Origin of the sequence: Maribacter dokdonensis DSW-8, assembly GCF_001447995.1 — a bacterium.
GTDB lineage: Bacteria > Bacteroidota > Bacteroidia > Flavobacteriales > Flavobacteriaceae > Maribacter > Maribacter dokdonensis.
In genome coordinates, this window is sequence record NZ_LDPE01000004.1 from 18,412 (window position 1) to 45,011 (window position 26,600).

Here is a 26,600-nt window from a genome sequence, read left to right on the forward strand (position 1 = left end):
AAGGCCCTAATTAGGGCCTTTTTTTATACAACTTTTTTAATGACTCTTAATTGATGCGTATATGTTCTAAGGTCATTATTGAAAATACCGGTATGGTCTAAGCGATCTACTCTTACTTTACCATTTACATGAATTACATAATTATCCTCCATTATGATGCCTACATGGTCAATATCCCCATTAGCGTTATCAAATAATGCTAAGTCTCCAGCCTCACTTTCTTCAACAAAACTTAATGCGGAACCTTGTTTAGATTGGCTTTCTGCCGTTCTTAGAAGATGGTAGCCGTTTATTCTATATACCATTTGGGCAAAGCCGGCACTGTCTATACCAAAAGGGGTTTTTCCACCTTTAAGTTCGGGTGAGTTTAGGTATAACAATGCGGTTTTTATCAGCTTTTCCTTTGGTTGTTCTGTATTTGTAAATGTTCCATTGAATGTAATGGGTAAAGAAGCAATTTCTGGTATGCATGACCCTATTAGAATTGGTGTTAAAACTTTATTATGGTCTTCAACAAAAGAAATTAAATCTGAGACATATTTCAATTCCTTTCTAGTTTGAATATCATTGAATTCATCTTCAGGTATAAACATAAGTTGGCTATTCATGATCCAACCTTCACATTTGTCAAAGACAGTTTTTATCCTAGACCAGTTTTTTCTGCATTCTAAAACCTTGTAATGTTCCCCGAACAAAAGTTGTGTTACCAGTTCAGATGCCTCATCGGGCATGCTTCGTACAGGTAGAATACTTAAAAAACAAATTCCGTATTGCATGAATATTATTTAAAGCTTAAGCTCTTTCGACAATGATTGCCGATGCGCCTCCACCGCCATTACAAATGGCTGCAGCACCTAGTTTTGCGTTATTTTGCTCCAATACATTTAGCAATGTAATCAATATACGTGCGCCAGAACATCCTAATGGGTGCCCTAGAGAAACGGCACCGCCATTTACATTGACGTTTTTATCGTTCAAGCCTAATATTTTCATATTTGCGAGTCCAACTACGGAGAATGCTTCATTAAATTCAAAGAAATCTATTTCTTCCAATTTTAAATTAGCCTTCGCTAGCGCTTTCGGTAATGCTTTTGCCGGTGCTGTAGTAAACCATTCTGGTTCATGCGCTGCATCTGCATAGCTTTTTATTGTTGCTAAAGGTGTAAGATTTAGCTCAATGGCTTTTTCTTTGCTCATTAAGACTAATGCAGCGGCACCGTCATTAATGGTAGAGGCATTGGCAGCGGTAACTGTGCCTTCTTTGGAAAATGCCGGTCTTAAATTGGGTATTTTGTCAATAAATACGTTTGAGTATTCTTCATCTTTAGTAACCATTTTTGGTTCACCACGTCTTTGCGGAACAGCTACGGGAATAACCTCATTATCGAATTTACCGTTTTCCCAAGCTTCTGAAGATCTTTTGTATGATTGAATGGCGTAGGCATCTTGATCTTCTCTGCTAAATTCATATTTAGTGGCGCAAGCATCTGCACACACGCCCATTGCATTTTGGTCATATGCATCAACTAAGCCATCTTTTTGCATTCCGTCTATTAACGTAGAAGGACCAAATTTTGTTCCGGTTCTCATATGTACGTAATGCGGTATAAGACTCATATTTTCCATTCCGCCCGCAACTACAATATCGGCATCACCCAAAGCAATTGCTTGAGCCCCTTGCATTACGGCCTTCATGCCCGAAGCACAAACTTTATTTATGGTTGTACAAGGAACGTTATTTGGTATGCCGGCGAATATTGCAGCTTGTCTGGCCGGTGCTTGTCCAGTACCGGCCTGAACTACATTGCCCATTAATACTTCGTCTACTACATCTGGACTAAGATCAATTTTTTTTAAAGCACCTTCAATAGCTATGGCTCCTAATTTTGGAGCTGGTATTGTGGATAATCCGCCCATAAAACTACCTATAGGGGTTCTTACGGCTGAAACAATAACTACCTCTTTCATGTTTTTAAATTTAGATGAAACGAAATTACTAAATTCTAAAGCAACCCAAGTGATATCATCTCAATTACTAGTTATCAGTTTATTATTTTCTATTTTTGAAGAACCTAATACAATTTTCTTTTGGATAATCTTTACAAACAGCAATCGCTCATTTTCAAATATATACTCTATGTAGTTGCGGTTGCATTTATAGTATTCTTCTTGCCCAAAGGAGGTAAATTTAAATATGAGTTTCAAAAAGGAAAACCGTGGCAGTTTGAAAACCTGTATGCCCCTTTTGATTTTTCTATTCAAAAGACCGATGCTGAAATAGCTAAGGAAAAGCAAATTATAGAAAATAATCAATTACCGTACTATAGTTATGATGAGGGTATAGTAGAAAAAGTTAGAGAGTCGTTTGATGATAAATTTGAGTCTCAATGGGGAAATACAGAACTGACTAGAAACCAAAAAAGCCGATTAAAATATTTTGCCCAAGTCATTTTAGATTCTGTTTATGCAAAGGGAATATTACAGAATAATGGCAAACAGGTACAACGTAATTTCATTTATTTGGTAAAGGGAAATGAGGCAAGTAAAGTACGCGTTTCAGATTTTTTAAAGGTAAGTGAAATCAATAACCTGGTTAGCGCTATACTTGATGATAATAATTTCAGCGCATTTGAAAAGGAAATACAAGCCTTATTTTTTGATATTATTGAGCCTAATGTAAGTTTTGATAATAATCTCACCCAAAAAGCTAGGGCAGAGGCGTTGTCAAAACTTTCTTATACGCGTGGTACCGTTGATCAAGGCCGTTTGATCATAGCCAAAGGAGAAGTGGTAGAGCCAGAAAATTTAAAGATTTTAGAGTCTTTAAAGTCAGAGTATGAGTCTGAATTGTGGACTGCCAATAATTATTACTTTATTTTAATAGGTTATACCGTTCTAGTGGCATTGGTATTGATCATGCTATTTTTATTCTTAAAAAAGTATAGAAGAACCGTTTATGAAAACAACGTAAAAGTCACTTTTATATTTTTCAATATTTTATTAATGGTATTTGTAACCACAATGGTTATAAAGTATAATGATCAATTGGTTTTTGTTGTCCCGTTATGTATTCTACCGTTAATCCTAAAAACTTTTTTTGACGCAAGATTAGGGTTATTTGTACATGTCTTGACCATTCTTATTCTTGGTTTTGTTGTGCCTAATAGTTTTGAATATATATTTCTTCAGATTATTACGGGAATAGTTACCATTCTAACGGTGTCGGAATTATACAAAAGGGCTAACCTTTTTGTTAGCGTAGGGCAGATTACATTAATATATATTATAGGTTATTTGGCTTTTCATACCATTCATGAGGGAGACTTAAGTGATATTGAATGGTATACTTTGGGTCTTTTTCTTCTAAATGGAATGATTACGCTGTTTGTTCAGCCTTTGATCTATATCTACGAGAAAGTTTTTGGATTGGTGTCCGATGTGTCCTTATTAGAGCTTTCCGATACCAATTCCAAACTATTAAAAGAATTAAGTAATAAGGCTCCGGGAACATTTCATCACTCTTTACAGGTAGCTAATTTGGCCGAGGCTGCGGCTAATGAAATTGGTGCCAATGCCATGCTGGTAAGGGTAGGGGCATTGTATCACGATATTGGTAAGATGAACGACCCTACTTATTTTACTGAAAACCAAGTAACCAATGTAAACCCGCACGATGAACTTAGTCCAAAAGACAGTGCTAGAATTATCGTGGATCATGTAATAAAAGGCATTGAAATCGCCAGAAAGAATAATATTCCCGATCGAGTTATAGATTTTATACGTTCTCACCATGGTACTACTTTGGTATATTATTTCTATAAGAAGCAAAAAGAAATTGATGAAAATGTAAACGAAGAGGATTTTAGATATCCAGGGCCTTTACCTTTTTCAAGGGAGACTGCAATTCTTATGATGGCAGATTCAGTAGAAGCAGCATCAAAAAGTTTAAAGAATCCAACATTTTTAATTATAGATGAGTTTGTCGACAAAATAATTTCTGGTCAAATGAAGGCAAATCAGTTTTTGAATGCTGACATTACGTTCAAAGAAATAGAGACAATCAAGAAAATCTTCAAACAGAAGCTTATAAATATTTATCATTTGCGTGTGGAATATCCTGAGTAACAGCAAGATATTTTTTTATTAAAAAAAAACGTAAAAATTGTTGTGTATAATCAGTTATACTTACTACATTTGCATCCGCTATTTAGAGCAACAGTTCATTGAAGAATTACTGGAGAGGTGCCTGAGTGGCCGAAAGGAGCGGTTTGCTAAATCGTCGTAGGTGGAAACACTTACCCAGGGTTCGAATCCCTGTCTCTCCGCAACAGTATGTTGAGAGACATATTTTTTGATAACCAATTCGGGGTGTAGCGTAGCCCGGTTATCGCGCCGCGTTTGGGACGCGGAGGTCGCAGGTTCGAATCCTGCCACCCCGACAAGAAGCCACTGAGAAATCAGTGGCTTTTTTTGTTTTTATACGTTCAAAAAGCGGTATTGCCTTTTAGATATAATTACATCTAGAACCTTCAATTGTAATCTATCACAATTAAAAAAATACTGTTTTCTCCATAATTTGTTAAACGCCAATAAACTCTTATTTTAATTGATAATTCGGCAATAATTAGCTAAAATTTTGCTATTTTGATTGTTAAATATTCTTTACTGCTATAGGATAAGCTATAAAGTTCTAAAGGATGATATTTTAATCGGATTATAATGAAAAGGAAGATACTTTTATTAATTTTTTGTGGCTTACTTAGCTATGTTACCAATGCTCAATTCAACAATTTTAAGTTTGAAAACTTAGATACCGTTGATGGTTTATCGAGCAGTACTTGCTTAACTATTTTTCAAGACTCAGAAGGTTTTATGTGGTTTGGTACTATTGACGGCCTTAATAAGTATAATGGGTATGAGTTTGAAGTGTACAAGTCAATATTAAATGATCAGAATTCAATTAGTAATAATAGAATTAATGCCATTGTAGAAGGAGCAGACGGTAATTTATGGATAGGTACTAACAATGGCTTAAATTACTTTAATAAAAAAACGAATAGTTTTCTTAGGGTAGATCTGTACAAGCAACTTTCCTTATCTAACAATCCACGTAAATTTATAAATGCTTTACTTTTTGATGAAGAAAAGAATGCCTTGTGGGTAGCTACCAATAATGGTGTCATAAAAATATTACTGGAAGAGTTTAATGCAGATGTATCTAAATTAAAATTTTACTATTATCTAAATGATGATTCTAACTTAAATTCGTTGGATAATAATATTGTTAATGTAATTCTTAAAGATCAAAATAATGAAATTTGGTTAGGAACCAATGGCGAATATTTAAATAGATATAATGCTGAGCAAGATAATTTTGATCGTGTATTCATTGAGAACACTTCTAATTACGAATTAAACCATATACCTAAGAATATATTTGTTGATGCTGACAATGATTTTTGGATAGGAAATAACCTCTCTAACATTATTCATTGGAATAGGTCCAAGAACACCTTTTCCCATATATCATTTACAGATGAAACGGATATTGCTATTCGTGATATGCATTTAGATAAAGATGGTAATATCTGGGCATCAACAGATGGTTATGGCTTGTTCATTTTAAATAAGACCGAAGAAAAAGTAATTCAGAATTTAGTCAATAACTTTTCCGATTCATTTTCATTACCTAATAATAAACCGTCAAAAATTTATGAAGATTTTAATGGTATTTATTGGATAGGTAGCTATGATAAAGGGATAAGTAAATTGGATCCTTCGCAATACGCTTTTGGTCATTATTACTATCAACCTGGAAACCCAAACGGACTAAACGAAAAAATTGTTCAATCTGTTCTCCAAGATTCTAAGGAGCGCCTATGGATAAGCGCCTATAATGGTGGTTTAAATCTATTAAATCAAGAAAACAATACCTTTCAGCATTTTCCACATGACCCCAATAATCGTAACAGTATAAGTTCTAATAGAATTTTGTACACTTTTGAGTCTAAGAATGGGCAAATCTGGGTATGTACTTTAGATGGGGGGGTAAATAGATTTGATCCAGAAAGTTATAATGTTCAACGTTACTTGCACAATGAATCTAACCCCAATACCATAGGTCAAAATTCCGTTTGGTCAGGGGTAGAAGATAATGATAATAGAATATGGCTTGGGTTAAGAACAGAAGGTTTAAGTCTCTTTGATCCTGTAACCAATAAGTTCCATAACTTTAAAAATGTAGCCGGTAAGGAAAATGGACTTGCCAGTAACTTTATATTTTATTTATTCGTTGATTCTAGAAATAGGTTATTTGTTGGCACTTCATTAGGGTTAAACTATATTGATTTAAACCAGTTCAAAGAAAGAATACCTGAAACATTGACCTTTAATGAGATTAAAAAACCGGGTATTGAAGACAACCTTATCAATCATATTTCTGAGGATCATTTAGGAAATATTTGGTTGGGTGCAGATACGGGTATTTATAAATTAGATTCAGATTTTAATGTTCTTAAATCATATACCTCAAAAGAAGGTTTGCCCAATAATTTGGTGGTTGGTGTACAAGAAGATGATAATCACAATTTTTGGATTACAACAAAAAGCGGACTCTCATTTTTAAATACGGAAACAGATCAATTAAAGAACTTTAATATTCATGATGGGTTGCAAGGACCAGAATATCAAAGTAAATCTATTGAGAAAACCAGTGACGGTAGAATTATAATAGGAGGCATAAACGGATTTAATATTTTTCACCCAGATGATATTACATTAAAACCCTCATCACCACTAAAACCTAAGATTACCCAGTTTACATTGAACAATATGCCAGTGGTTGTTGGTGATACGGTCAATGAAAGAATTTTATTAGAAGATAGGGTAGAAGAGTTGGAAAATTTAAAATTGAACTATGATGAAAATTATGTTGCGTTCGATTTTTTGGCACTTCATTTTGAAAACCCGGAAAGGGTACAATATGCCTATAAGTTGCAAGGTCTTGATAACGATTTTGAAACCATTGGCACAAAAAGAGAGGTGAGCTATGCCAACCTAAGTCCGGGGAAATATGGCTTTGAGGTAAAAGCATCTCTAGATGGCAATTGGGAGCAAGCTAAGGCAACCATCGTAAATTTTGAAGTTCTTTCGCCACCTTGGAAAACCTGGTGGGCTTATCTACTTTATTCATTGTTTGGTGTGTTACTGTTTTATTTGATAATGAGATACTACACACAAAAAGTACAAGAAGCACAAGAACATGAACTGGATCAGTTGAAACTTCAATTCTTTGTCAATGTTTCCCATGAATTTAGAACACCGTTGACCTTAATAATGAATCCGGTCGATAAAATATTATCCAATTATTCCTATAATCCGGACGAGGTGAAGTCTTCAGCTATTTCAATACAGCGTAGTGCCCGTAGATTATTGCATTTAGTGAATCAATTATTGGATTATAGAAAAATGGATGTCGGTATGGCACCCCTTCAGCTCGAAAAAGGAAACATTGTTAAATTTAGTGAAGACATATTTTCACTGTTTGTAGGTCTTGCCAATAAAAAGGAAATTGAATATAGATTTATATCAGAGTCTGACAGTATCGACTTATTGTTCGATTTAGATAAGGTTGAAAAAATTATAACCAACCTTATTTCAAATGCCATAAAATTTACCAATGCAGGTGGCGAAATCACCTTTTCAATAAAAAAGGTATCCCAGAAAAAAAGCTCGTCCAAACTATTATTTCTTAAAAAGGAAATGACAGGGGATTTTGTTGAAATAACCGTAACAGATTCGGGAATAGGCTTAGATAAAGAGCAAATTAAAAACATCTTTTCAAGATTTTACCATATAGATGTAACTAAGTCCGGTACGGGAATAGGGCTGAATTTTACGCAGGCTCTGGTGGAAAAACATGGTGGAGAAATTTTTGTGGAAAGTGAATATGGTGTAGGTAGTAAATTTGTGGTGAGATTACCTTTGGATAATAAGTCTACCCCGGTTGAAGTAGAGAATGTAAAAAATGAATTCCTGATCAATTCCATGAAATCTGTAGAATATGAAATGTATATCGCGGATGATGAAAATCTAATTTTGCCAAATCCTAATACAGAAAGTGAAATTGAAAAACCAACTATTTTATTGGTTGAGGATAACAAAGAGCTTCGTCAACACTTAAAGAACGATTTGCAAGACAAATACAAGGTTCTGCAGGCAAAGAATGGGGAAGAGGGCTTAGAAATGGTTAAAAAACGTTATCCAGATTTGGTCATTAGTGATGTTATGATGCCAAAAATGGATGGTTTTGAAATGTGCAGGTTGATGAAGACCGAGTTCGAAACTTGTCATATACCTGTCATACTCCTTACGGCTAGAAGTTTAGAAGTAGACAGGGTTAGTGGTTATGATAATGGTGCAGATGCTTATTTATCCAAACCATTTGTTACCAGTGTGCTAAAATCAAGAATTAGAAACCTAATTGAAGCGAAAAAGAGACTTAGAAAACGCTTTTCTGAAATTGGCGGTATTTTCCCATCAAGTGAGGTTACTACCAATAATATGGATGAGGTGTTCTTAGATAAGGCAACAAAGGTAGTATTGGATAATGTTGATGATGAGGATTTTAAGCAAGATGATATATTAAAGGAACTCGGTATTGGTAGGTCTCAATTTTATAGAAAGATAAATACCTTAACAGGTAATAATCCTAGTCATTTTATAAGGACAATAAGATTAAGGTATGCTGCAGAACTGTTAGAGAAAAATTGCTATTCTATAAAAGAAGTTACCCATATGTGTGGCTTCAACTCAACGGCTTATTTTAGTAAAACCTTTAGAGAATTATTCAATGTAACCCCAACGGAATATATGGAGGGTAATAAAGGTGAGCCCGTAAAAGAGGACAATTAATGTATGATCATCTAAGTTGAAATAGGTCAATAAAAAAGAATGCAATTGTACATATAACATAATTGCATTCTTTTTTTAGCATGCCTATTGACCAGGTAACTAATTTGTTCATGTGCTATTGATTCAAAAATACTGACAGCGTATAACGGCAATCAATAAATGAATTGTATGCTTTTCCATTTCCATAAACCGATTCATGTTTACTTTTTATACTTTATTCAAAGGAAAGTTTCTGCATAAAAAAAGGCAGCAATACATTACGTATTACTGCCTTTAAACTAACTCAACACAATTATCTTAGTAACCAGGATTCTGGTTTAGGTTTTCATTTAAACTTGTTTGCGATGTAGGTATAGGAAATAAATAGTTATCTCTTGTAAAATTACGTGTAGCAGAAGGTTGAACGATCAACGCTCTTCTTTCGCCCACGCCTGTTTCGGTAACTCCTTCTCCAAAGCCATATCCGCCTGGCGTGTATAGGTCTGGGTTGTTTTCATAAACTGTACCTTCTATAACTGCACCATAAATAGTTTCACCTAGTTCTTCCTCGGCAATACCCCATCTTTTAAGATCATTAAATCTCGTTGCACCTTCGGCATAAAGCTCTATAGTGCGCTCTCTTCTAATTTCGGTTTCAATATCCATATTATTGGTAGCCAAAAAGGAATTTGTTAATGGTGGTAAACCAGCTCTAGCTTTGACCAAGTTGATAGATTCATCCATTTGGGCATCGGTTAGGCTTCCATTCAATTCATACAAAGCTTCTGCGTACATTAAATAAACTTCTGCTAAACGAATAAACGGCATGTCATAAGCTTCAGTTTTTGTAGCTCTGTAGGCTTCATCCGTACCCCATTTCCAACTCATGAATTTAGAGTTGAAATAGCCAAAATTGTTGGTGCCGTTTAATAATACATCTCCGTTTTGAGGAATTTCACCAAGGGTTTTATGGTACGTGAAATAAGCTCTCATTCTGTAATCCCTATTTTGAAATTCATCTGGTGTATTTTCATAACCTTGAAATAATGGAGATTGGTCAATTGGCAATCCATCTGAACTTAAGAAAAGGTCCATCATTTTTCTACTAGGCTTAACTCTACCTTCATAAACATGGCTTAAAAGGTCACCGGCCTGTCTAAAGGTGAAATCATATTTGTTATAAAATATGAACTCCTTATTCGTAGCCTTGTCTAAACCTGCAGGGTTAGAACCACCATCTTCTAAGTTGAATAGGAAGTTGGAACTTAAGTTGTCTAACTCATCATTGTAATCCCATAGTTCAAAGCCACCTTGGTCCATTACGGTTTTGGTAAGTGTAACTACTTCTTGTAAATAAACATCTATGTTAGAAGCATTAAAACCTTCACTACCGGCACCTGTACTTGTACCATCGCCATCGGTAGAAGTACCTACGTATTTCATCCAAGTAGCTTCGTGTAATAAAACATCTGCTTTAAAAGCCATTGCGGCCCATTTACTGATCTTGCCTTTATCTTCAGAGGCTATTTCTTGCTCCGTAGGTAAACCTGCGATAGCATCATCTAAATCCGCTAAAATTTGGGCAACAACTTGGTATCTGCTACTGCGAGGAGCGTTTAATTCTTCATCACCAACATCTAAAGGTCTGGTAACCAAAGGAACACCGCCAAAACGCTGTACTAAATTAAAATACTGGTATGCTCTGTGAAACTTAGAGGCAGCCACATAAGGAACAATACTTTCTTCACCTTCGTAAGTCTCCGCTCTTTGTAATAAAAGATTGATATCTCTAATAGTAGAGTATGGGGTAGAGTAGTATCCGTCAGATTCAGGAGCTCTAGTATCACCTCTACTATATATTTGCATATCACTATCTTCGGTATATCCTACCAAATCAGAACCGTGATCAGCATAAATTCCTTGATCATACCTCCACGTCATTAGGTCTGTATAGAATTGGTTAGAGCCGGTTAAAAAATGATCAGCTTCAGTATAGTAAACCTGGTCTGTAATAGATGCAGGTGGATCAAGGTCAATGAATTCGTCCTCACAAGATGTAAAGAAGACCATTAAACATGGTATTATTATATATTTTATTTTTTTCATCTGTATATGATTTTATGATGTATAATCTACTTTTATAATTGTATTAGAGCGATACTTTTAAACCTAATGCCCAAGTACGCATAAAAGGGTATGCACTATTGTTAGAGCTCGCTTGAAACTCTGGATCGTAACCATCTTTAACGCTAGTTAACTCGAACAAATCGTTTCCTGAAAAATAGATACGTAAGTTATTAATAGGTGTATTTCCAATGCTTAAATCTCTAAAGGTATACCCTATGATAAGCGACTTTAATCTCATATATCTATTATTCTGTAAGATATGATCTTTAGAACGGTAGTTCCAAGCAGATAATCCACGTTGAGTGGTCAACCTAGGAAATTCAGCATCTCTATTATCTTCGGTCCAAGTTCTACCTAACCATGTGTTAGATTGATTTTGCCATTCAGCTTGAAAAGGTTGCGCAAAATATCCTGTTCTATAAATGTTATGCTCAAGAGCTCCTTGAAAGAAGGCACTAAGATCAAAGTTCTTATACTTTAAGTCAAAATTGAATCCGTACACATAATGTGGAGCGGCATCTCCACTATAGGTTAAATCTTCGTTATCTAATGTACCATCTCCGTTAGAATCTACAACACGCATATCTCCTGGCCTTAAAGCGTCATTAGATGTTTGTAGCGGTAAAATTCCACCTTCATTTAAGCTAGCATAATAAGCATCAACTTCTGCTTGAGAATCAAAATAACCATCCGTTTCCCATAAGAAGAAAGAGTTGATAGGTCTATTTAAAATATTTCTTCCGCTTTCAGCATCGTTTAAGTTCTCAAAAATTGTTTGAGCACCGTCGTATTGGGTAATCTCATTTCTGGTATCACTCATATTAGCACTAACTGTGAATTCTAAATCGCCAATATTCCCTTGGTATCCTAACATGGCTTCCCAACCATCGGTTTCCAATGTTCCAATATTGGTAAATGGTGTTGCCGTACCTAATACAGATGTTTCAATACCTCTAACCAACATACCTACATTTTCTTTTTGGTACAAATCAAAAGAACCAAAAACCTTACTGTTGAACAGTCTAAAGTCAACTCCAATTTCTTTGGTAACTATTCTCTCCCAAGTAGTACTACTACTAAATAAGCTACTAGCAACAGAAGTTGCCTGTTGACCGGCATTTGTTTCTCCAAATACGGTATTGCCAAAACCTACGGTAGATAAGTAACTAAAATCACCAATACCAGAAGTACTACCCAATTCACCGTAACCACCTCTAAGCTTTAAAAAGGAAATTAAGTTGCTTTCTTTTAAAAAGTCTTCTGAACTAATTACCCAACCACCGGAAACACTACCGTAGTTAGACCATTTAGAGCCTTCGGCAAATCTAGAAGATCCATCTCGTCTACCTTGAACCTCTAATAAGTACTTGCTTTTGTAATCATAGTTAATACGGCCAATGTAACCAAAGAAACCCCAAGATGTACCGCCACCAGAAGTGGTCACCAATTGATCTGTAGCTCCTAAATTAATATCATAAACGCCATAATCAACAAAACCGTTTCTTTTAATGAAGTATTCGTTTACATCGTTTTTTTCAGCTTCAATAGCTAAAAGTCCAGATATATTGTGATCACCAAATTGGTTTGCGTAGTTTAAGGTACCCTTGTAGTTCTTATAAGTAATGTTACCATCATTTCTGTCAGGACCGGTACCTTCTTGAATAGAGGTAGTGTTATTTATATTGTTAGAGAATTTTCCGCCCCAACTGTAAAGAGGTACGGATACAAAGTAAGATTGATATTCACTATTTTGTCTACTAATGGCATAAGACCCGGTAAAATCTAAATGGTCCGTAAATTTGTATTTTGCCAGTGCAGATATTTTAAATTGCTCTACGGTTTTGTTTTCACGACCACCATCTATTACTTGAGCTACACCATTTCTGTCACCTGTAATAAGATCACCACCAAAGTTGGCGTAATATTGACCATCTGCATTATAAGTTGGGAAAAGTGGTGCATCCCAGGTAGCGGCCTCTCTTCCTAAACCTCCTGAAGGTCCAGAGAATTTGTTGTTGAAATATGTAATATTGGTGTTTACACTAAGTCTATCGCTAATATCAGCGCTATAGTTCATGGAGAAGTTATATCTATCAGAACTATCATCTGCAACTTTTAAACCACCTACGTTGTTATCATAACCAGCGGAAATACGAAAGTTACTCGTCTCGGTACCACCAGAGATACTAATGTTATGTTGGCTAGAATAAGAGTTACCGAACATTTCATCAAATCTAGGGGCGTTACCTAACCAAATATTACCGTTAATGGGTAGGTCATAATATCCTTCATCACCAGAAGCGATTCTATCAACAGTTTCAAGGTCGTTCCAGAAGAAATATCTTGGTGGCTTACCAGATGCAATATCTTCACGGGCCGCTGCAGCATATAACTGTCCGTACTGTGACATGGTTGGTGTTGGTGGGCGTATACCTATGGTACCTACTCTGGACACCGTGCTGATATCTACAGAAATCTTGCCCTTACCTTTTTTGGTAGTTACCAATATAACACCACCAGCAGCACGAGAACCATATACAGAAGCAGATCCACCTTTTAGTACACTGATACTTTCAATGTCATTAGGGTTCATATCATTAAATGATGATGAGTTTATAGAAGGAATACCGTCAATAACAATTAAAGGTTCTATTCCATTAATAGATGAAGCACCTCTAATTAAGAAGTTGACACCTTCGTCACCTGGTCTAGATGAAGTACGGGTAACAACAAGACCGGGAGTTCTACCTTGAAGGGCAAGAGCGGGACTACCAACAGCCAAATCTTCAAAAGCCTCTGCCTTTACCTGTTCTACAGAACCGGTTAGGGTTTCTTTTTTGGCAGTACCATAACCAACAACAACTACTTCATCTAATGCAGTAGTGTCTGGTTCTAGAGATACGTTGATTACAGTTTTGGAACCTACGGTAATCTCTTGCTTTAAGAATCCTAAATAGGAAACAACAAGAATGGCATCTGTAGAAGGTACGTTGATAGAATAATTTCCATCAAAATCGGTAACGGTACCTGTTGTTGTGCCTTTAACGACAACGGCAACACCAGGTAGACCCATGCCGTCATCACTACTTACTATAGTACCCGTTATTGTAAGTTGTTGTTCTGAGTTCAACAGGTCAACACCACTATTCAAAGTATTACTAGCCGTAATCGCGAACGCGTGGTTTGTGCACAAAACTACAAACCCAACCAATAAAGGTATCATGGTCTGTAATTTCCATTTAGAAAGTTTGATTAGTTTAATCATAAGATTGTTAATTTAATTAGTTAATTAATGTCGTTTCATCAGTTTCCCGATACAGTAATTATCATATTGATATTTGTTAAGCCAATGTTAATTATAATTGGAGCAAAGGGTTATAAATTATTACTCAATGGTTATAAATTATATTCCTTTTTACTGAAACAGGGGTTAAATCCGTTTTTTGGGCAGGCACAAATTGTCTGAAACACATTTTTTTAACAGTTTTTTTGTTGGTTGTTGATTCAACAGTACAAGCTAAAATTTTTGCATAATAATTTATACCTATTATATAAGTACATATATTAAATTATTAACACTATTGTATAATAATTTGATTTACAGTATCTTATGTGGTATTTTAACGTATCTGATTGTACGGTTTTAGGCTTGTTTCAAATTTCACTTCACTGTGCGGTAATATGTGCGAATTCACTTTTATGAAGTACAAAGTTGATTTATGGGAATTGCAGAAGGTTTTTATGGAAAAACATAAGGGCTATATGTAAAAAGCCAAATATTCTATGATTTATGGGTCATTTTGAACGCTATTTTATAGTGATTGAATGATAGTTTATCTACTTCAAAAGACATTCTTAATAAACTTGTTTAACAGTAATTCATCAGCATTTTTATCAGTGGAATTTTCCATTTCCGAATCATTTCTACTGAATTAAACATTTACAAACTAAGGCTGTTTTTGCCTCATTATTAAGAAAAATATGAATCGATTATTCCTATTACTTTTTGTCTTAACGCTGACTAATTGTTCTAACCAAGAGAAGAATAGCGTTGTTGATACTAAAAAAATATTGTCTCAAAATGTAGAAAAAACAAAAGAAACATTAAAGGTGTTGACTCCAGATCAAGGGTTTGCCAGAAATATACCCAAGGAACAGACCAATTGGGAATTGGTTGGGGTTAAAGATTGGTGTAGCGGATTTTGGCCAGGAGTAATTTGGTATGCTTACGAGGCTTCAGGTGATGAAGAGCTTCGTGAACAAGCAGAGAAATTTACCGCTCCACTTAAAAGTATAGCATATAGCCCGGCAGAAAATCATGATATTGGTTTTATGTTGTATACCAGTTACGGTAATGGTTATAGATTGACCAATAATGAGGAGTATAAGAATGTACTGCTAGCCGCGGCAGACACTTTAGCTACCCTTTATAACCCTAATGTAGGTTCTATATTATCATGGCCCTCGCAAACACAGTTTAGGCACAATACCATCATAGATAATATGATGAATTTAGAACTATTGTTCTGGGCAGCAAAAAACGGGGGAAAACAAGAACTTTATAATGTAGCGGAAAGCCATGCTTTGGTAACAATGAAAAACCTGGTGAGAAAGGATAGTGCTATTTATCATGTAGGATCTTTTGATGAAACTACGGGCGATTTCTTAAAAGGGCAGACCCATCAGGGTTATGCGGATGAATCTATGTGGGCAAGAGGTCAGGCATGGGGTATTTATGGTTTTAGTGTTGCTTATAGAGAAACACACAGAAAAGAATTTTTAGACACGGCAATAAAGGTATCTGAGCACTATTTAAATAGATTGCCCCAAGATGGTATTCCATATTGGGATTTTGATGATGTAAATATACCAGATGCTCCAAAAGATGCTTCCGCAGCCGCAATTGCTGCATGTGGTTTGTTAGAATTGTCAAAGTATGTACCTAGTGAAGAACTTTCTAAAAAATATATAACAGCGGCAAGAAAAACAATTAACCTGTTATCAGAAGCGCCTTATTATAGCGGTGAAACCAATCAAGCCCTATTATTGCATTCAACAGGTCATTTACCTCATGATTCTGAAATAGATATTCCTATTATTTATGCTGATTATTATTTTATGGAGGCATTGCTAAGGTTGCAGAAAATGGATGAAAATTCATCGCAATTGGCAAAATCATAAGAACTGATCTCTACGATTATCTAGGGTTATACCTCAATATGAATAAATACTATTGAGGTAATACTTGTATTAAAGTCTTTCTTTTTTGAATTAAGAAATAAACGAACATGAATAAAAAAATACTTTTATGGTCCATTACCGCTGCCTTGGCCGGGTTTTTATTTGGCTTTGATGTAGTGGTCATTTCCGGTGCGGATAAAAAATTACAGGAGCTATGGCAATCGTCAGATTCTTTTCATGGTTGGGTGGTTATGGGTATGGCACTTTGGGGTACTGTAATTGGAGCTATTTTTGGTGGTAAACCAACAAATAAGTATGGTAGAAAAAAAACCTTGATTGTTATTGGCGTCCTTTTTGCCTTTTCCGCAATTGGGTCTGCATTGGCCAACGACCCTTATATATTTGCACTTTTTAGGTTCATAGGCGGTATTGGTGTAGGCGCTTCTACCATTGCGGCACCTGCGTATATATCTGAAATTGCACCGGCAAATGAAAGGGGAAAATTGGTAGCTATGTACCAATTTAATATTGTATTTGGAATATTAATAGCCTTTTTATCAAATTACCTATTAAGTGGTAGTGGTGAAAATGATTGGCGATGGATGCTTGGTGTAGAAGCTATACCGGCCATATTGTACATCTTGTTCGCAATGAAATTGCCTAAAAGTCCTAGATGGTTATTATCAAAATCTAGGTTAGAGGAAGCAAAAGAGGTGTTGGCAATAATCAATCCTACTATTAACGTCGATGAGCAGTTAAAAGCTATCGAAGGCGCTGATGAAAAGCCAGATGCTTCTGAAACCATTTTTATCAAAAAATATCGTTTTCCGCTTACTTTAGCCTTTTTAATTGCATTTTTTAATCAATTTTCGGGAATAAATGCCTTTTTATATTATGCGCCAAGAATTTTTGAAGAAGCGGGTTTAGGAGAAAGTACAGCTTTATTAAGCAGTGTAGGTATAGGGGTAACCAATCTTGTTTTTACGCTTTTAGGAGTGTTCTTGATAGATAAATTGGGGAGAAAAACCCTTATGTATTTTGGTTCTGTAGGTTATATAGTTTCTTTGAGCTTGGTGGCTATGGCATTTTTCTTTAACTGGACAGGTATGGCCGTACCCATATTCTTATTCATTTTTATAGCAGCACATGCCGTAGGGCAGGGTGCGGTAATTTGGGTATTCATTTCTGAAATATTTCCAGATCATTTAAGGGCATCCGGTCAATCTTTTGGTAGTGCCACGCATTGGGTTTTGGCTGCATTGATACCCTCATTAATACCCTATTTATTTAGTCACCCATCAATTGGGGCTGGGGCGGTGTTTTTATTTTTTACAGCAATGATGGTTTTACAGTTATTGTTTGTTGCTTTTATGATGCCGGAAACCAAGGGAAAAACTTTAGAGGAACTTCAGAAAATACTATTGAAGAAATAAATTGTAGAAGAATGGGAAACAAGAAATATTTTTTATTGGCATTGCTGTTTCATATGGCCTTAATGGTTACGGCTTCAAGTGTTGATACATTGATCGTACACAGTAAGGCAATGAACAAGGACATTAAAAATGTAGTCATCACTCCCAATGGATATGGAAAAAAGAATACTACCTATAAAGTGGTTTATTTATTACATGGTGCTGGCGGTGACTATAAAGCTTGGCTAAAAGTAGCACCAAAGTTAACGGCGTATGCTGATCAATATAATATCATTATTGTTTGCCCAGATGGAGATGTAAAAAGTTGGTATTTGGACAGCCCTATAGACCCTACTTTCAAATATGAGACCTATGTGTCAAAAGAACTGGTCGCTGAAATTGATGATAAATACAACACTGTTAAAAATGCAAATGCAAGAGCTATAACGGGCTACAGTATGGGTGGTCATGGTGCCTTATACCTAGCTTTTAAACACTATGACGTTTGGGGAGTTGCCGCTAGTATGAGTGGTGGTGTAGATATTAGACCTTACGCCTTAAAATGGGGAATACCAGATCGTTTGGGCAGTTTTGCCGAAAACCCTGAGCATTGGGAGAACAATAGTGTAATCAATTTAGTGCATTTGATCAGTGATAAGAAGTTGGTTTTTCAAGTAGATTGCGGTACTGAAGATTTCTTCTACGAGGATAATAAGAGGTTACACGAAAAATTAATGGAAAGAAAAATTCCGCATGAATATATAGAACGCCCAGGAAAACATAATCCGGACTATTGGAGAAATTCAATTAAGTATCAATTGTTGTTTTTCAACGAGTTTTTTAATAATCATACAACCGACCAATAATGCATTTATACTCAATTATAATAAATAGAACTTCAATATGCTTACTGCTGGTTTTTGCATTGATTTTGTCATGCTCAAAGGTTCCGGAATATACCGTAACATCACCAAATGGTAAAAATGTATTTACGGTTTTCCCCGGTTATCATAGTGACCATTCTAACGGATTGGGATTTGATATTATGTATGAAGGTAAGCCAGTCTTGCTTCCTTCCGTATTGGAAATTTCTACCAACCATTTTGATTTGAAAGGAGATTGGTCCGTATTGAGAGTCGATGAAAATAATGTTGAAAATAGCTGGACAACAAGGTTTGGAGAATTGAGCGAAGTGCCAGATAATTACCGAGAAATAAAAATCCATCTAAAGAAAGGTAAAACACTTGTCAATTTCATTGCTAGGGCGTATGATGAGGGTGTGGCCTTTGCTTATGAAATTCCTGTACAAGCTGACATCAAGACCCTGGAATTAGATGAAAATATTTATTATAATTTTGAGAAAGACCATATGATGTGGTCTACTCCAAAGCGAGAAAAAGGAGTTTTAACAGCACAAGGCGAGTATAAAAAAATTCCGTTATCAGAGATAGAAACGGGTATTGAAAGACCTTTGTTAATTGAAATTGATGAAAACCTCAAAATAGCTCTTGCCGAAGCAAATTTGGTAGATTATGCCCGTTTAAGTTTTTCTAAAGGTGCTTCCAATAACAGTGTGCTATCAACTTTAGATGGTAAAATGGAAGAAGAAATTCAGGATACCATCACGGGGGCTTTAATTTCGGAACGTAAGAATGATGTGTTTAAAGTAAAGAAGCACCTACCATTTCAATCGCCATGGCGTGTGGTAATGATGGCAAAAAATGAAGGTGAATTATTAGAAAACAATTATATACTTCAAAACTTAAGTGAGCCTAATCAACTAAAAGATGATTCTTGGGTAACCCCGGGAAAGGCATTGAGAGAAGCCACGCTAACAACAGAAGGAGGTATGACGGCGATCGATTTTGTTGCGGAACACAATATGCAATACGTGTTGTTCGATGCTGGTTGGTACGGTAATGAAATGTATGAAGAATCAGACGCTACGACCATAACCTTGGATCCTAAAAGATCCAAAGGTCCGTTCAATATTGAAGCCATCACCAAGTATGCCGATGAGAAAGGAATTGGTATAATCTTATATGTCAATAGAAGGGCTTTAGAAAAGCAATTGGATGATATACTGCCCCTGTATAAAAAATGGGGTATTTCAGGAATTAAATTTGGCTTTGTCCGTGTTGGGGATCAAGAAGCTACCGCTTGGTTGCATAATGCTATCAAAAAGGCATCTGAATATGGATTTATTGTAGATGTACATGATGAATACAGACCTACAGGTTTCTCAAGAACATATCCTAATTTATTGACACAGGAAGGTATTGAGGGTGATGAGGAAAGTCCTACCAATGAGCAGACACTTAACACCATGTTTACAAGAATGTTGGCAGGCGCAGCGGATAATACGGTTTGCTATTATAATAGCAGAGTAAATAAAATGGGCTCGCATGCATCTCAGTTGGCAAAAACTGTTTGTCTATTTAGTCCGCTGCAATTGCTTTATTGGTATGACAAGCCTGCTTCTTCTTTAGAGAAAAATGATGGTCTATGGGGAGATACCAAGCATATAGGCAATGAACCCGAACTGGAATTTTTTGATAATGTACCCACAACGTGGGATGAAACAAAAGTGTTGCATGCCAAGGTAGGGGAGATTGGAGTATTGGCAAGAAGAAAAGGCTTGGAATGGTTTGTAGGCGGAATCAATGGAACGGCTCCTCAGCAATTGGAAATCGATTTCAGTTTTTTAAAGGAAGGGGATACCTATAAGGCAAAATTATATACTGATGATGAAACGGTTGAAACCCGTACAAAAGTAAAAATTGAAGAATTGCAGCTTTCAAGTACAGAAACTTTAGATTTAGAGATAAAACCTAATAACGGATTTACCATGCATATAATTCCGGTTAAGTAAAACGAAAATGAAATTAGGCATACAGAACATATTCCAAAGTATATGGTTGACAATAGCATTTGTTATAGTTGGGGGTGTAATGGTATATGGTCAAAAAAGTGTTCATCCTAGAATTTATACAACCTATCAAAACAAAGCCGTTTTTCTTCAAACCATTGAAAATGTTCCATGGAAAAAGGAATTGGTAGCACGTAAAAAAGAACGGTTACAAAAATATATAGCCCTTTGGAAAAATGATAAGGAATGGTTGGTGTCCCGTTTACAAATGAACTGGAAAACCAAGCATGATAAAGTGTATTTAGAAGGCGGTGATTTTGCTCATTCAGAAGGTAAGGCACCTGTGCCCACTGTTCGTTTTTCTGGTACAAGAGATTGGGCAACAGAATATAGATCTCCTTCGTTAGAAAATATAACTCCGTATACGGACAACCCTAAGGGACTGTATTTAGAACATAAAAAGACGGGTAAAAGGGAATGGGTAGTACCTAAAGAATCTGGTCATATCATTGAAGGTATTAACCGCAAGATCATGTCTTTAGTAGAAGATGCAGCCTTTTTATATTGGTTAACGGGCGATAGGGTATATGCAGATTTTGCTACCCCCGTCTTTGCTACTTACATTGAGGGTATGTACTACAGAGATGCCCCAATAGACTTGGCAAATACCAATCAACAATTTCTTTCTGGGCTGGCAACTTTTGAGGTTATCCATGAAAAAATACTGATACATCTCATTACCACGTACGACTTTTTATATGATCATTTAAAGGCACAGAAAATAAACCTTTCAAATGCAGAAGCTGTGTTTCAAAAATGGGGTGATCAAATTATTAAGAATGGTGTGCCCAATAATAACTGGAATCTTTTTCAAGCACGTTTTCTTACTTATGTGGCCTTGGTTTTAGAACCAAATAGTAATTATAAAAATGGTAAGGGTAGGGAGTATTACTTAGATCATACTTTTAATACATCAACCGAAAGACAAATTTCCATAAAGGAATCATTGTTGGTTTACGATCAAGAAAACGGTATATGGCCAGAGTCTGCATCTTATTCAGTGCATGTAATTACTACCTTATTAAATATAATAACCCTTTTGGACCATTTTACCAATGCCAATGAGTTATCTAATTTTCCTATAGTTGAAAAAGCAGCTTTGGCATCTTTTCAGTATTTGTTTCCTTCTGGGCATACCATTGGATTTGGAGATTCTTCACATAAAAAATTACCTGCTGAAAATTTTGAGTTATTGATTACCAACTATCAGAAATACGGTGCGAACGAAAAACGGAACATAATTGCCAATTTACTGAACGATATGATTGACGAGGGCGATTATAAAAGGGAAGCTAAAGACTTGTTTCAATTATTTTTCTATGTTAATAATGTGGTGCCAAATGAGGAGGAAAATGAATTTGATCTTCCATTGGTTTCGCCTACATTTTATGCACCAAATGTAAGTTGGTTCAACCAAAGACTAGGTAGTGAAGCAAATGCTATGATGGTTGCCACAACAGGATCTTATGGTAACCATGCGCATAGTAACGGTATATCTATAGAGCTGTTTGCCAAGGGGTCAGTACTTGCACCAGATATGGGAAAAGGGTCAAGTTATTGGCACAAAGATCATACAGAATACTATTCCAGAATGCCGGCACATAATACGGTGGTAGTCAATGGTATTTCGGATTATGAACCTATGAGAAGCCATCATCCATTTCATTTGGAAAATAGCTTCCCCAAAACTGGTGAAACCCCAATTTTTGATCAAGTTACTTTTTCTAATGTTTCATTTGTTGAACCTAAAACCAAGGCTCGGCAATTACGATTTACATCGTTGATAAAAGGTCCTTCAGGAGCCGGTTATGTCGTTGATGTTTTTAGGTCTAGAAAACCAGGTAGTGATGGGCAAAGGCATGATTATTTTTATCACAACCTTGGAGCTGAATTAAAGATCAGTTCAAATGAAGAGGTTTTGAAATTGGAAGATACCGAAGATTTAGGGAGTCATCAAGGTGATTTAAAGGCATATGATTATCTCATAGAAAAAAAGAAGTTGACAACCGCCAAAGCGGTTAGGGCTAATTTCAGTTTTACATCAGAAGCTGGTACCTCAGATTTAATGGAAGTTTGGGTAAAGGGCAGTGCCGATCAAACACTTTATTCAGCAATGGCGCCCAAGTCTAAAGCGATAACAAGTGGTACTTCTCCAAAAGAATTATTGAACAAACCAATACCAACATTGATCGTTCAACGAAATGCCGAAGCATGGGAGAATCCGTTTGCCATGGTATTTAACCCTTTAGGTAAAGATGAAGATAATCCTATTTTAGAAGTTGAATATGCTGAAAAAATAGAAAATAGCACTGCTCAACAGATACAAGTAAAATTTAAAGATGAGGCTACGCAAGATAACATTGTACTAAATGAAAATGAAAGTGTTATTTATGATCAAGGTGATCTGTATCAAAAAGGATTGTTGTCCATAACGAGAACCGAAGAAAACAAAGCGCAACCTTCTTTTATTTTTCTTTCAGGTATGTACAGGTATGAACATAACAATTGGGGAATTCAGGCATCTGGTGCCCCAGTGACTTTTTCATTCGACATTAAAGAAAATGAAATAATACTGCAGAACGATCAGCCTGTTGTTTTGAATATACCTAAACCTAAAAACAGTAGTGAGGCAATATTATATATCTATGAAGATAATGAGTTAATTGACACACGTAAAGGATTGAAAAGCTGGGTCAATGATGAGCAATTAGAATTTAGATTATCAAAAGGTTACGCAAAAGCTGTTATCAAATTTCAAAGTAGTAATAATGAAAAATAAAAAGGCATATCATATTTTGACTCGCAGCCTCATCGTATTGGTCATTTTAATTGGTGGTCCTTTAACGGCACAGAACAATTGGAGTACAACCATACCTGGTAAGGACTTAAAAGAGTTAGTGTATAAGGTAGTAGATGGCGATACGTTAAAAATGCAGTTATACTCTCCGGATAATTGGAGTACCGCAAAAGCATATCCAACAATTGTATTCTATTTTGGAGGAGGTTGGAATGGTGGTAGCTTAGACCAGTTTAGGGCACAAGCTGGGTATTTTGCTTCAAGGGGCATGGTAACGGTATTGGCAGATTACAGGGTAAAAAGTAGACATGGTACCACACCATATGAATCCGTAAAAGATGCAAAATCTGCAGTTAGGTATTTAAAGAAGAATGCGGCTAATTTACAAGTAGATACTACAAGAATGGTTACGGCAGGTGGTTCTGCTGGCGGACATTTAGCCGCGGCAGTAGCTTTATTGCCAGGTGTTAATGAAAGCACGGACAATTTAAAAATAGATACCAAGGTAAGCGCAGTAATATTGTACAATGCCGTAGTGGACAATGGTCCGGGTGAAGGTGGTTTTCAGCATGAGAGAATGGGTGAAAACTATCTAGATATTTCGCCTATACATCATATAGAAAAAGGTGCTCCGCCTACATTACTGTTTTTAGGTGCTCAAGACCATCTAATTCCGGTTTCTGTGGCAGAAGAGTATAAGTCAAAAATGGATGCGGTAGGTAGTAGATGTGATGTTTTTATTTATGAAGGGCAAGGTCATGGATTCTTTAATCCTAAAGTAAAAACAGATGAGTATTATAAAAAGACAACTTACGAAGCAGACAAGTTTTTAAATTCTTTAGGTCATATTAAAGGAAAACCAACAATAGAATAACATAAAATTTATGAGAAAATATTGTCTTTTGATTTTAACTTTTGTGTATTCATGTACCACAGAGCAAAAAACCGTTGATTTATATGTAGATGTCAATGTAAATGCTTCCGGTGACGGCAGTATGGACAGTCCTTTCACAACAATTTCAAATGCTTTGACAAAAGCGAAAGAAATTAAATCAACTTCATTGAATACGCATGTAAACGTTAATCTTTTAGAAGGTGAATATTATTTGGATAAGCCTATAGTGATAGATAGCTCTTTAAACGGACTTTCCATAATTGGAGCTCATCCGGCTAAGGTTATACTTAAGGGATCTAGAAAACTAGTGGCACAATGGCAGAAGTTCAATGAAAATATCTACGTAACACAAGTGCCCCAAAATTTAAGTTTTGATCAATTGATCATTGATAGCGAACCACAAATATTGGCGAGATACCCAAATTATGATGAGAATGGAGGGTACTGGCAAGGGCATGCTGCAGATGCTATTGGTAAAGAGAAAGTAGCTACGTGGAAAAATCCCATTGGTGCGTATTTTCATGTATTACATAATGGCAGATGGGGCGGGTTTCATTATAAAATCATAGGGTTGAACGAAGATGGTACACCAAAATTGGAGGGCGGGCATCAAAATAACAGACCATCAAGGCCACATGAAGAATACCGTATGGTGGAGAATGTATTTGAAGAGTTAGATGCACCAGGCGAATGGTTTTTAGATAAGGCGAATGCTAAGTTATATTATTATCCTACTACTAAGATCAATTTGGAAAATGCCAAGGTTGAGGTCTCTACCCTAAAAAGTTTGATTCAGGTTATTGGTACGACCAAAAATCCGGTTAAAAATGTTACTATATCAAACATTGGTTTACAGCATACGGAACGCACTTTTATGGAAAAGTATGAGCCATTATTGCGAAGCGATTGGACTATTTATCGCGGAGGAGTAGTGTTCTTTGAAGGCACTGAAAATTGTACCATAACAAATAGTATTCTTAAAGATTTAGGCGGTAATGCCATTCTGGCCAGTAAGTATAATGCTAACTTGAGAATAACCGAAAATCATATCTATGATTGCGGTGGCAGTGCCATTAGTTTTATAGGTGATCCTTCTGCCGTTAGGTCACCGGCTTTTCAATATGGTGAAATTGTTCCATATTCGGAGATGGATACTTTACCCGGTCCAATAAATGAACTATACCCAAGAAATAGCTTGGTAGAGAATAATTTAATTCATCGTATCGGTAGAACCGAAAAGCAAACAGCGGGTGTACAAATTGCCATGGCTATGGATATCACCATACGTTCCAATAGTATTTATGACGTACCACGGGCAGGTATAAACATTGGTGATGGCACGTGGGGCGGTCACTTAATTGAAAAAAATGATGTTTTCAATACCGTACTGGAGACCAGTGACCATGGGTCTTTTAATTCGTGGGGGCGCGATCGTTTTTGGCACCCTAATAGAAAAGTGATGGATAGCATGACCTTAGAGCACCCCAAAATGTATACTTGGGATGCCATAAAAACAACGACCATTCGCCAAAATAGATTTAGATGTGATCACGGTTGGGACATTGATCTGGACGATGGATCTTCTAATTATCATATTTACAATAATCTCTGTTTAAATAATGGTATTAAGCTCAGAGAGGGTTTTGAGCGAGTTGTAGAGAACAATATTCTGGTGAACAACTCACTGCATCCGCATGTATGGTTTGCCAATAGTTTAGATGTATTTAAACACAACATTGTTGCCAAAGCATATCAAGATGTAGGTTTAAAGGGCTGGGGAGATGATTTGGACTATAATTTATTTTCTAATGAAGAAAGTATGATGAAATCTCAAATTTATAGTAGGGATATTCATAGTACTTATGGTGATCCACAATTTAAAGATCCCTCAATCTTGGATTTTACCGTAACTGCGGATTCTTTAGCATCGACAATAGGGTTTAAAAATTTTCCAATGAATGAGTTTGGAGTACAAATTCCCGCATTAAAGAAACAGGCGAAGACTCCTACAGTTCCTGTTCTTAATTCCAATAACACGTTGGTGGAAGATAAGAGTCCTACTGTAGAATGGCTTCGTAACAGCTTAAAAAGTGTAGATTCTGAACAAGAGCAATCTGCATATGGATTAAATTCTGCGGCAGGAGTGATCGTTTTAGGGGTTTGGAACAAGAGTCCCGCGGTACAGAATAAAGGACTCAAAAAAGGCGACGTGATCATTGCGGTAGAGGGGCAACATATTTCAACCGTAAAAGATTTTTTCACCATGAACCAAAACCATCAAAATAAAGGCAGATTAGAGGTAGTGGTCATGCGTAATCAATCAGAGAAAAAACTAACAATTCAAACAAAATAATAATCAAATTAAGT

Annotated in this window: 13 protein-coding genes and 2 tRNA genes; 11 read left to right on the forward strand and 4 right to left on the reverse strand. The window is 36.0% G+C overall.

Annotated features, from left to right (window positions below):
* Positions 1-23: 23 nt before the first annotated feature.
* Both I600_RS15010 and I600_RS15015 read right to left on the reverse strand, forming a co-directional pair.
* Positions 24-776, reverse strand: a complete 753-nt coding sequence (locus I600_RS15010) for a C40 family peptidase (RefSeq protein ID WP_058105380.1) — start codon at positions 774-776, stop codon at positions 24-26.
* 16 nt (positions 777-792) lie between these two features.
* Positions 793-1,968, reverse strand: a complete 1,176-nt coding sequence (locus I600_RS15015; RefSeq protein WP_058105381.1) for an acetyl-CoA C-acyltransferase — start codon at positions 1,966-1,968, stop codon at positions 793-795.
* 120 nt (positions 1,969-2,088) lie between these two features.
* Here I600_RS15015 and I600_RS15020 point away from each other — a divergent pair, with 120 nt between their 5' ends.
* The 4 genes from I600_RS15020 to I600_RS15035 all read left to right on the forward strand — a co-directional run bounded on the left by I600_RS15020 (position 2,089) and on the right by I600_RS15035 (position 8,913).
* Complete coding sequence (locus tag I600_RS15020; RefSeq protein WP_058105382.1) at positions 2,089-4,125, forward strand: HD family phosphohydrolase; 2,037 nt, start codon at positions 2,089-2,091, stop codon at positions 4,123-4,125.
* Positions 4,126-4,236: 111 nt separating this feature from the next.
* A tRNA-Ser gene (locus I600_RS15025) sits at positions 4,237-4,325 on the forward strand.
* A gap of 39 nt (positions 4,326-4,364) precedes the next feature.
* A tRNA-Pro gene (locus tag I600_RS15030) sits at positions 4,365-4,439 on the forward strand.
* A gap of 280 nt (positions 4,440-4,719) precedes the next feature.
* Entirely contained in the window at positions 4,720-8,913 is a 4,194-nt protein-coding gene (locus I600_RS15035; protein WP_058105383.1) for a hybrid sensor histidine kinase/response regulator transcription factor, read from the forward strand.
* Positions 8,914-9,210: 297 nt separating this feature from the next.
* On the opposite strand, the gene I600_RS15040 is transcribed toward I600_RS15035, so the two are convergent.
* Together I600_RS15040 and I600_RS15045 are read right to left on the reverse strand one after the other, a co-directional pair.
* The gene (locus tag I600_RS15040) at positions 9,211-10,998 is read right to left on the reverse strand and encodes a RagB/SusD family nutrient uptake outer membrane protein (protein ID WP_058105384.1); all 1,788 of its coding nucleotides are present in this window, start codon (positions 10,996-10,998) and stop codon (positions 9,211-9,213) included.
* Positions 10,999-11,041: 43 nt separating this feature from the next.
* The gene (locus I600_RS15045; RefSeq protein ID WP_058105385.1) at positions 11,042-14,284 is read right to left on the reverse strand and encodes a SusC/RagA family TonB-linked outer membrane protein; all 3,243 of its coding nucleotides are present in this window, start codon (positions 14,282-14,284) and stop codon (positions 11,042-11,044) included.
* 716 nt (positions 14,285-15,000) lie between these two features.
* On the opposite strand from I600_RS15045, the gene I600_RS15050 reads away from it, so the two are divergent.
* The 7 genes from I600_RS15050 (at position 15,001) to I600_RS15080 (ending at position 26,586) form a co-directional block, all read left to right on the forward strand.
* The gene (locus I600_RS15050; protein WP_058105386.1) at positions 15,001-16,200 is read left to right on the forward strand and encodes a glycoside hydrolase family 88 protein; all 1,200 of its coding nucleotides are present in this window, start codon (positions 15,001-15,003) and stop codon (positions 16,198-16,200) included.
* 107 nt (positions 16,201-16,307) lie between these two features.
* The gene (locus I600_RS15055; protein WP_058105387.1) at positions 16,308-17,633 is read left to right on the forward strand and encodes a sugar porter family MFS transporter; all 1,326 of its coding nucleotides are present in this window, start codon (positions 16,308-16,310) and stop codon (positions 17,631-17,633) included.
* Positions 17,634-17,644: 11 nt separating this feature from the next.
* The gene (locus I600_RS15060) at positions 17,645-18,478 is read left to right on the forward strand and encodes an alpha/beta hydrolase (protein ID WP_058105388.1); all 834 of its coding nucleotides are present in this window, start codon (positions 17,645-17,647) and stop codon (positions 18,476-18,478) included.
* A complete protein-coding gene (locus I600_RS15065) occupies positions 18,478-20,484 on the forward strand; it encodes a glycoside hydrolase family 97 protein (RefSeq protein WP_058105389.1) in 2,007 nt (668 codons plus the stop codon). The genes I600_RS15060 and I600_RS15065 overlap by 1 nt, the downstream gene beginning before the upstream one ends.
* A gap of 7 nt (positions 20,485-20,491) precedes the next feature.
* The gene (locus I600_RS15070) at positions 20,492-23,320 is read left to right on the forward strand and encodes a heparinase II/III domain-containing protein (protein WP_209439201.1); all 2,829 of its coding nucleotides are present in this window, start codon (positions 20,492-20,494) and stop codon (positions 23,318-23,320) included.
* Positions 23,310-24,212 (forward strand): alpha/beta hydrolase, encoded by a 903-nt coding sequence (locus tag I600_RS15075; protein ID WP_082642988.1) that lies wholly within the window; start codon positions 23,310-23,312, stop codon positions 24,210-24,212. The genes I600_RS15070 and I600_RS15075 overlap by 11 nt, the downstream gene beginning before the upstream one ends.
* Before the next feature lie 10 nt (positions 24,213-24,222).
* On the forward strand, positions 24,223-26,586 hold the full coding sequence (locus I600_RS15080; RefSeq protein ID WP_058105390.1) for a PDZ domain-containing protein: 2,364 nt from the start codon (positions 24,223-24,225) through the stop codon (positions 26,584-26,586).
* Positions 26,587-26,600: the final 14 nt, after the last annotated feature.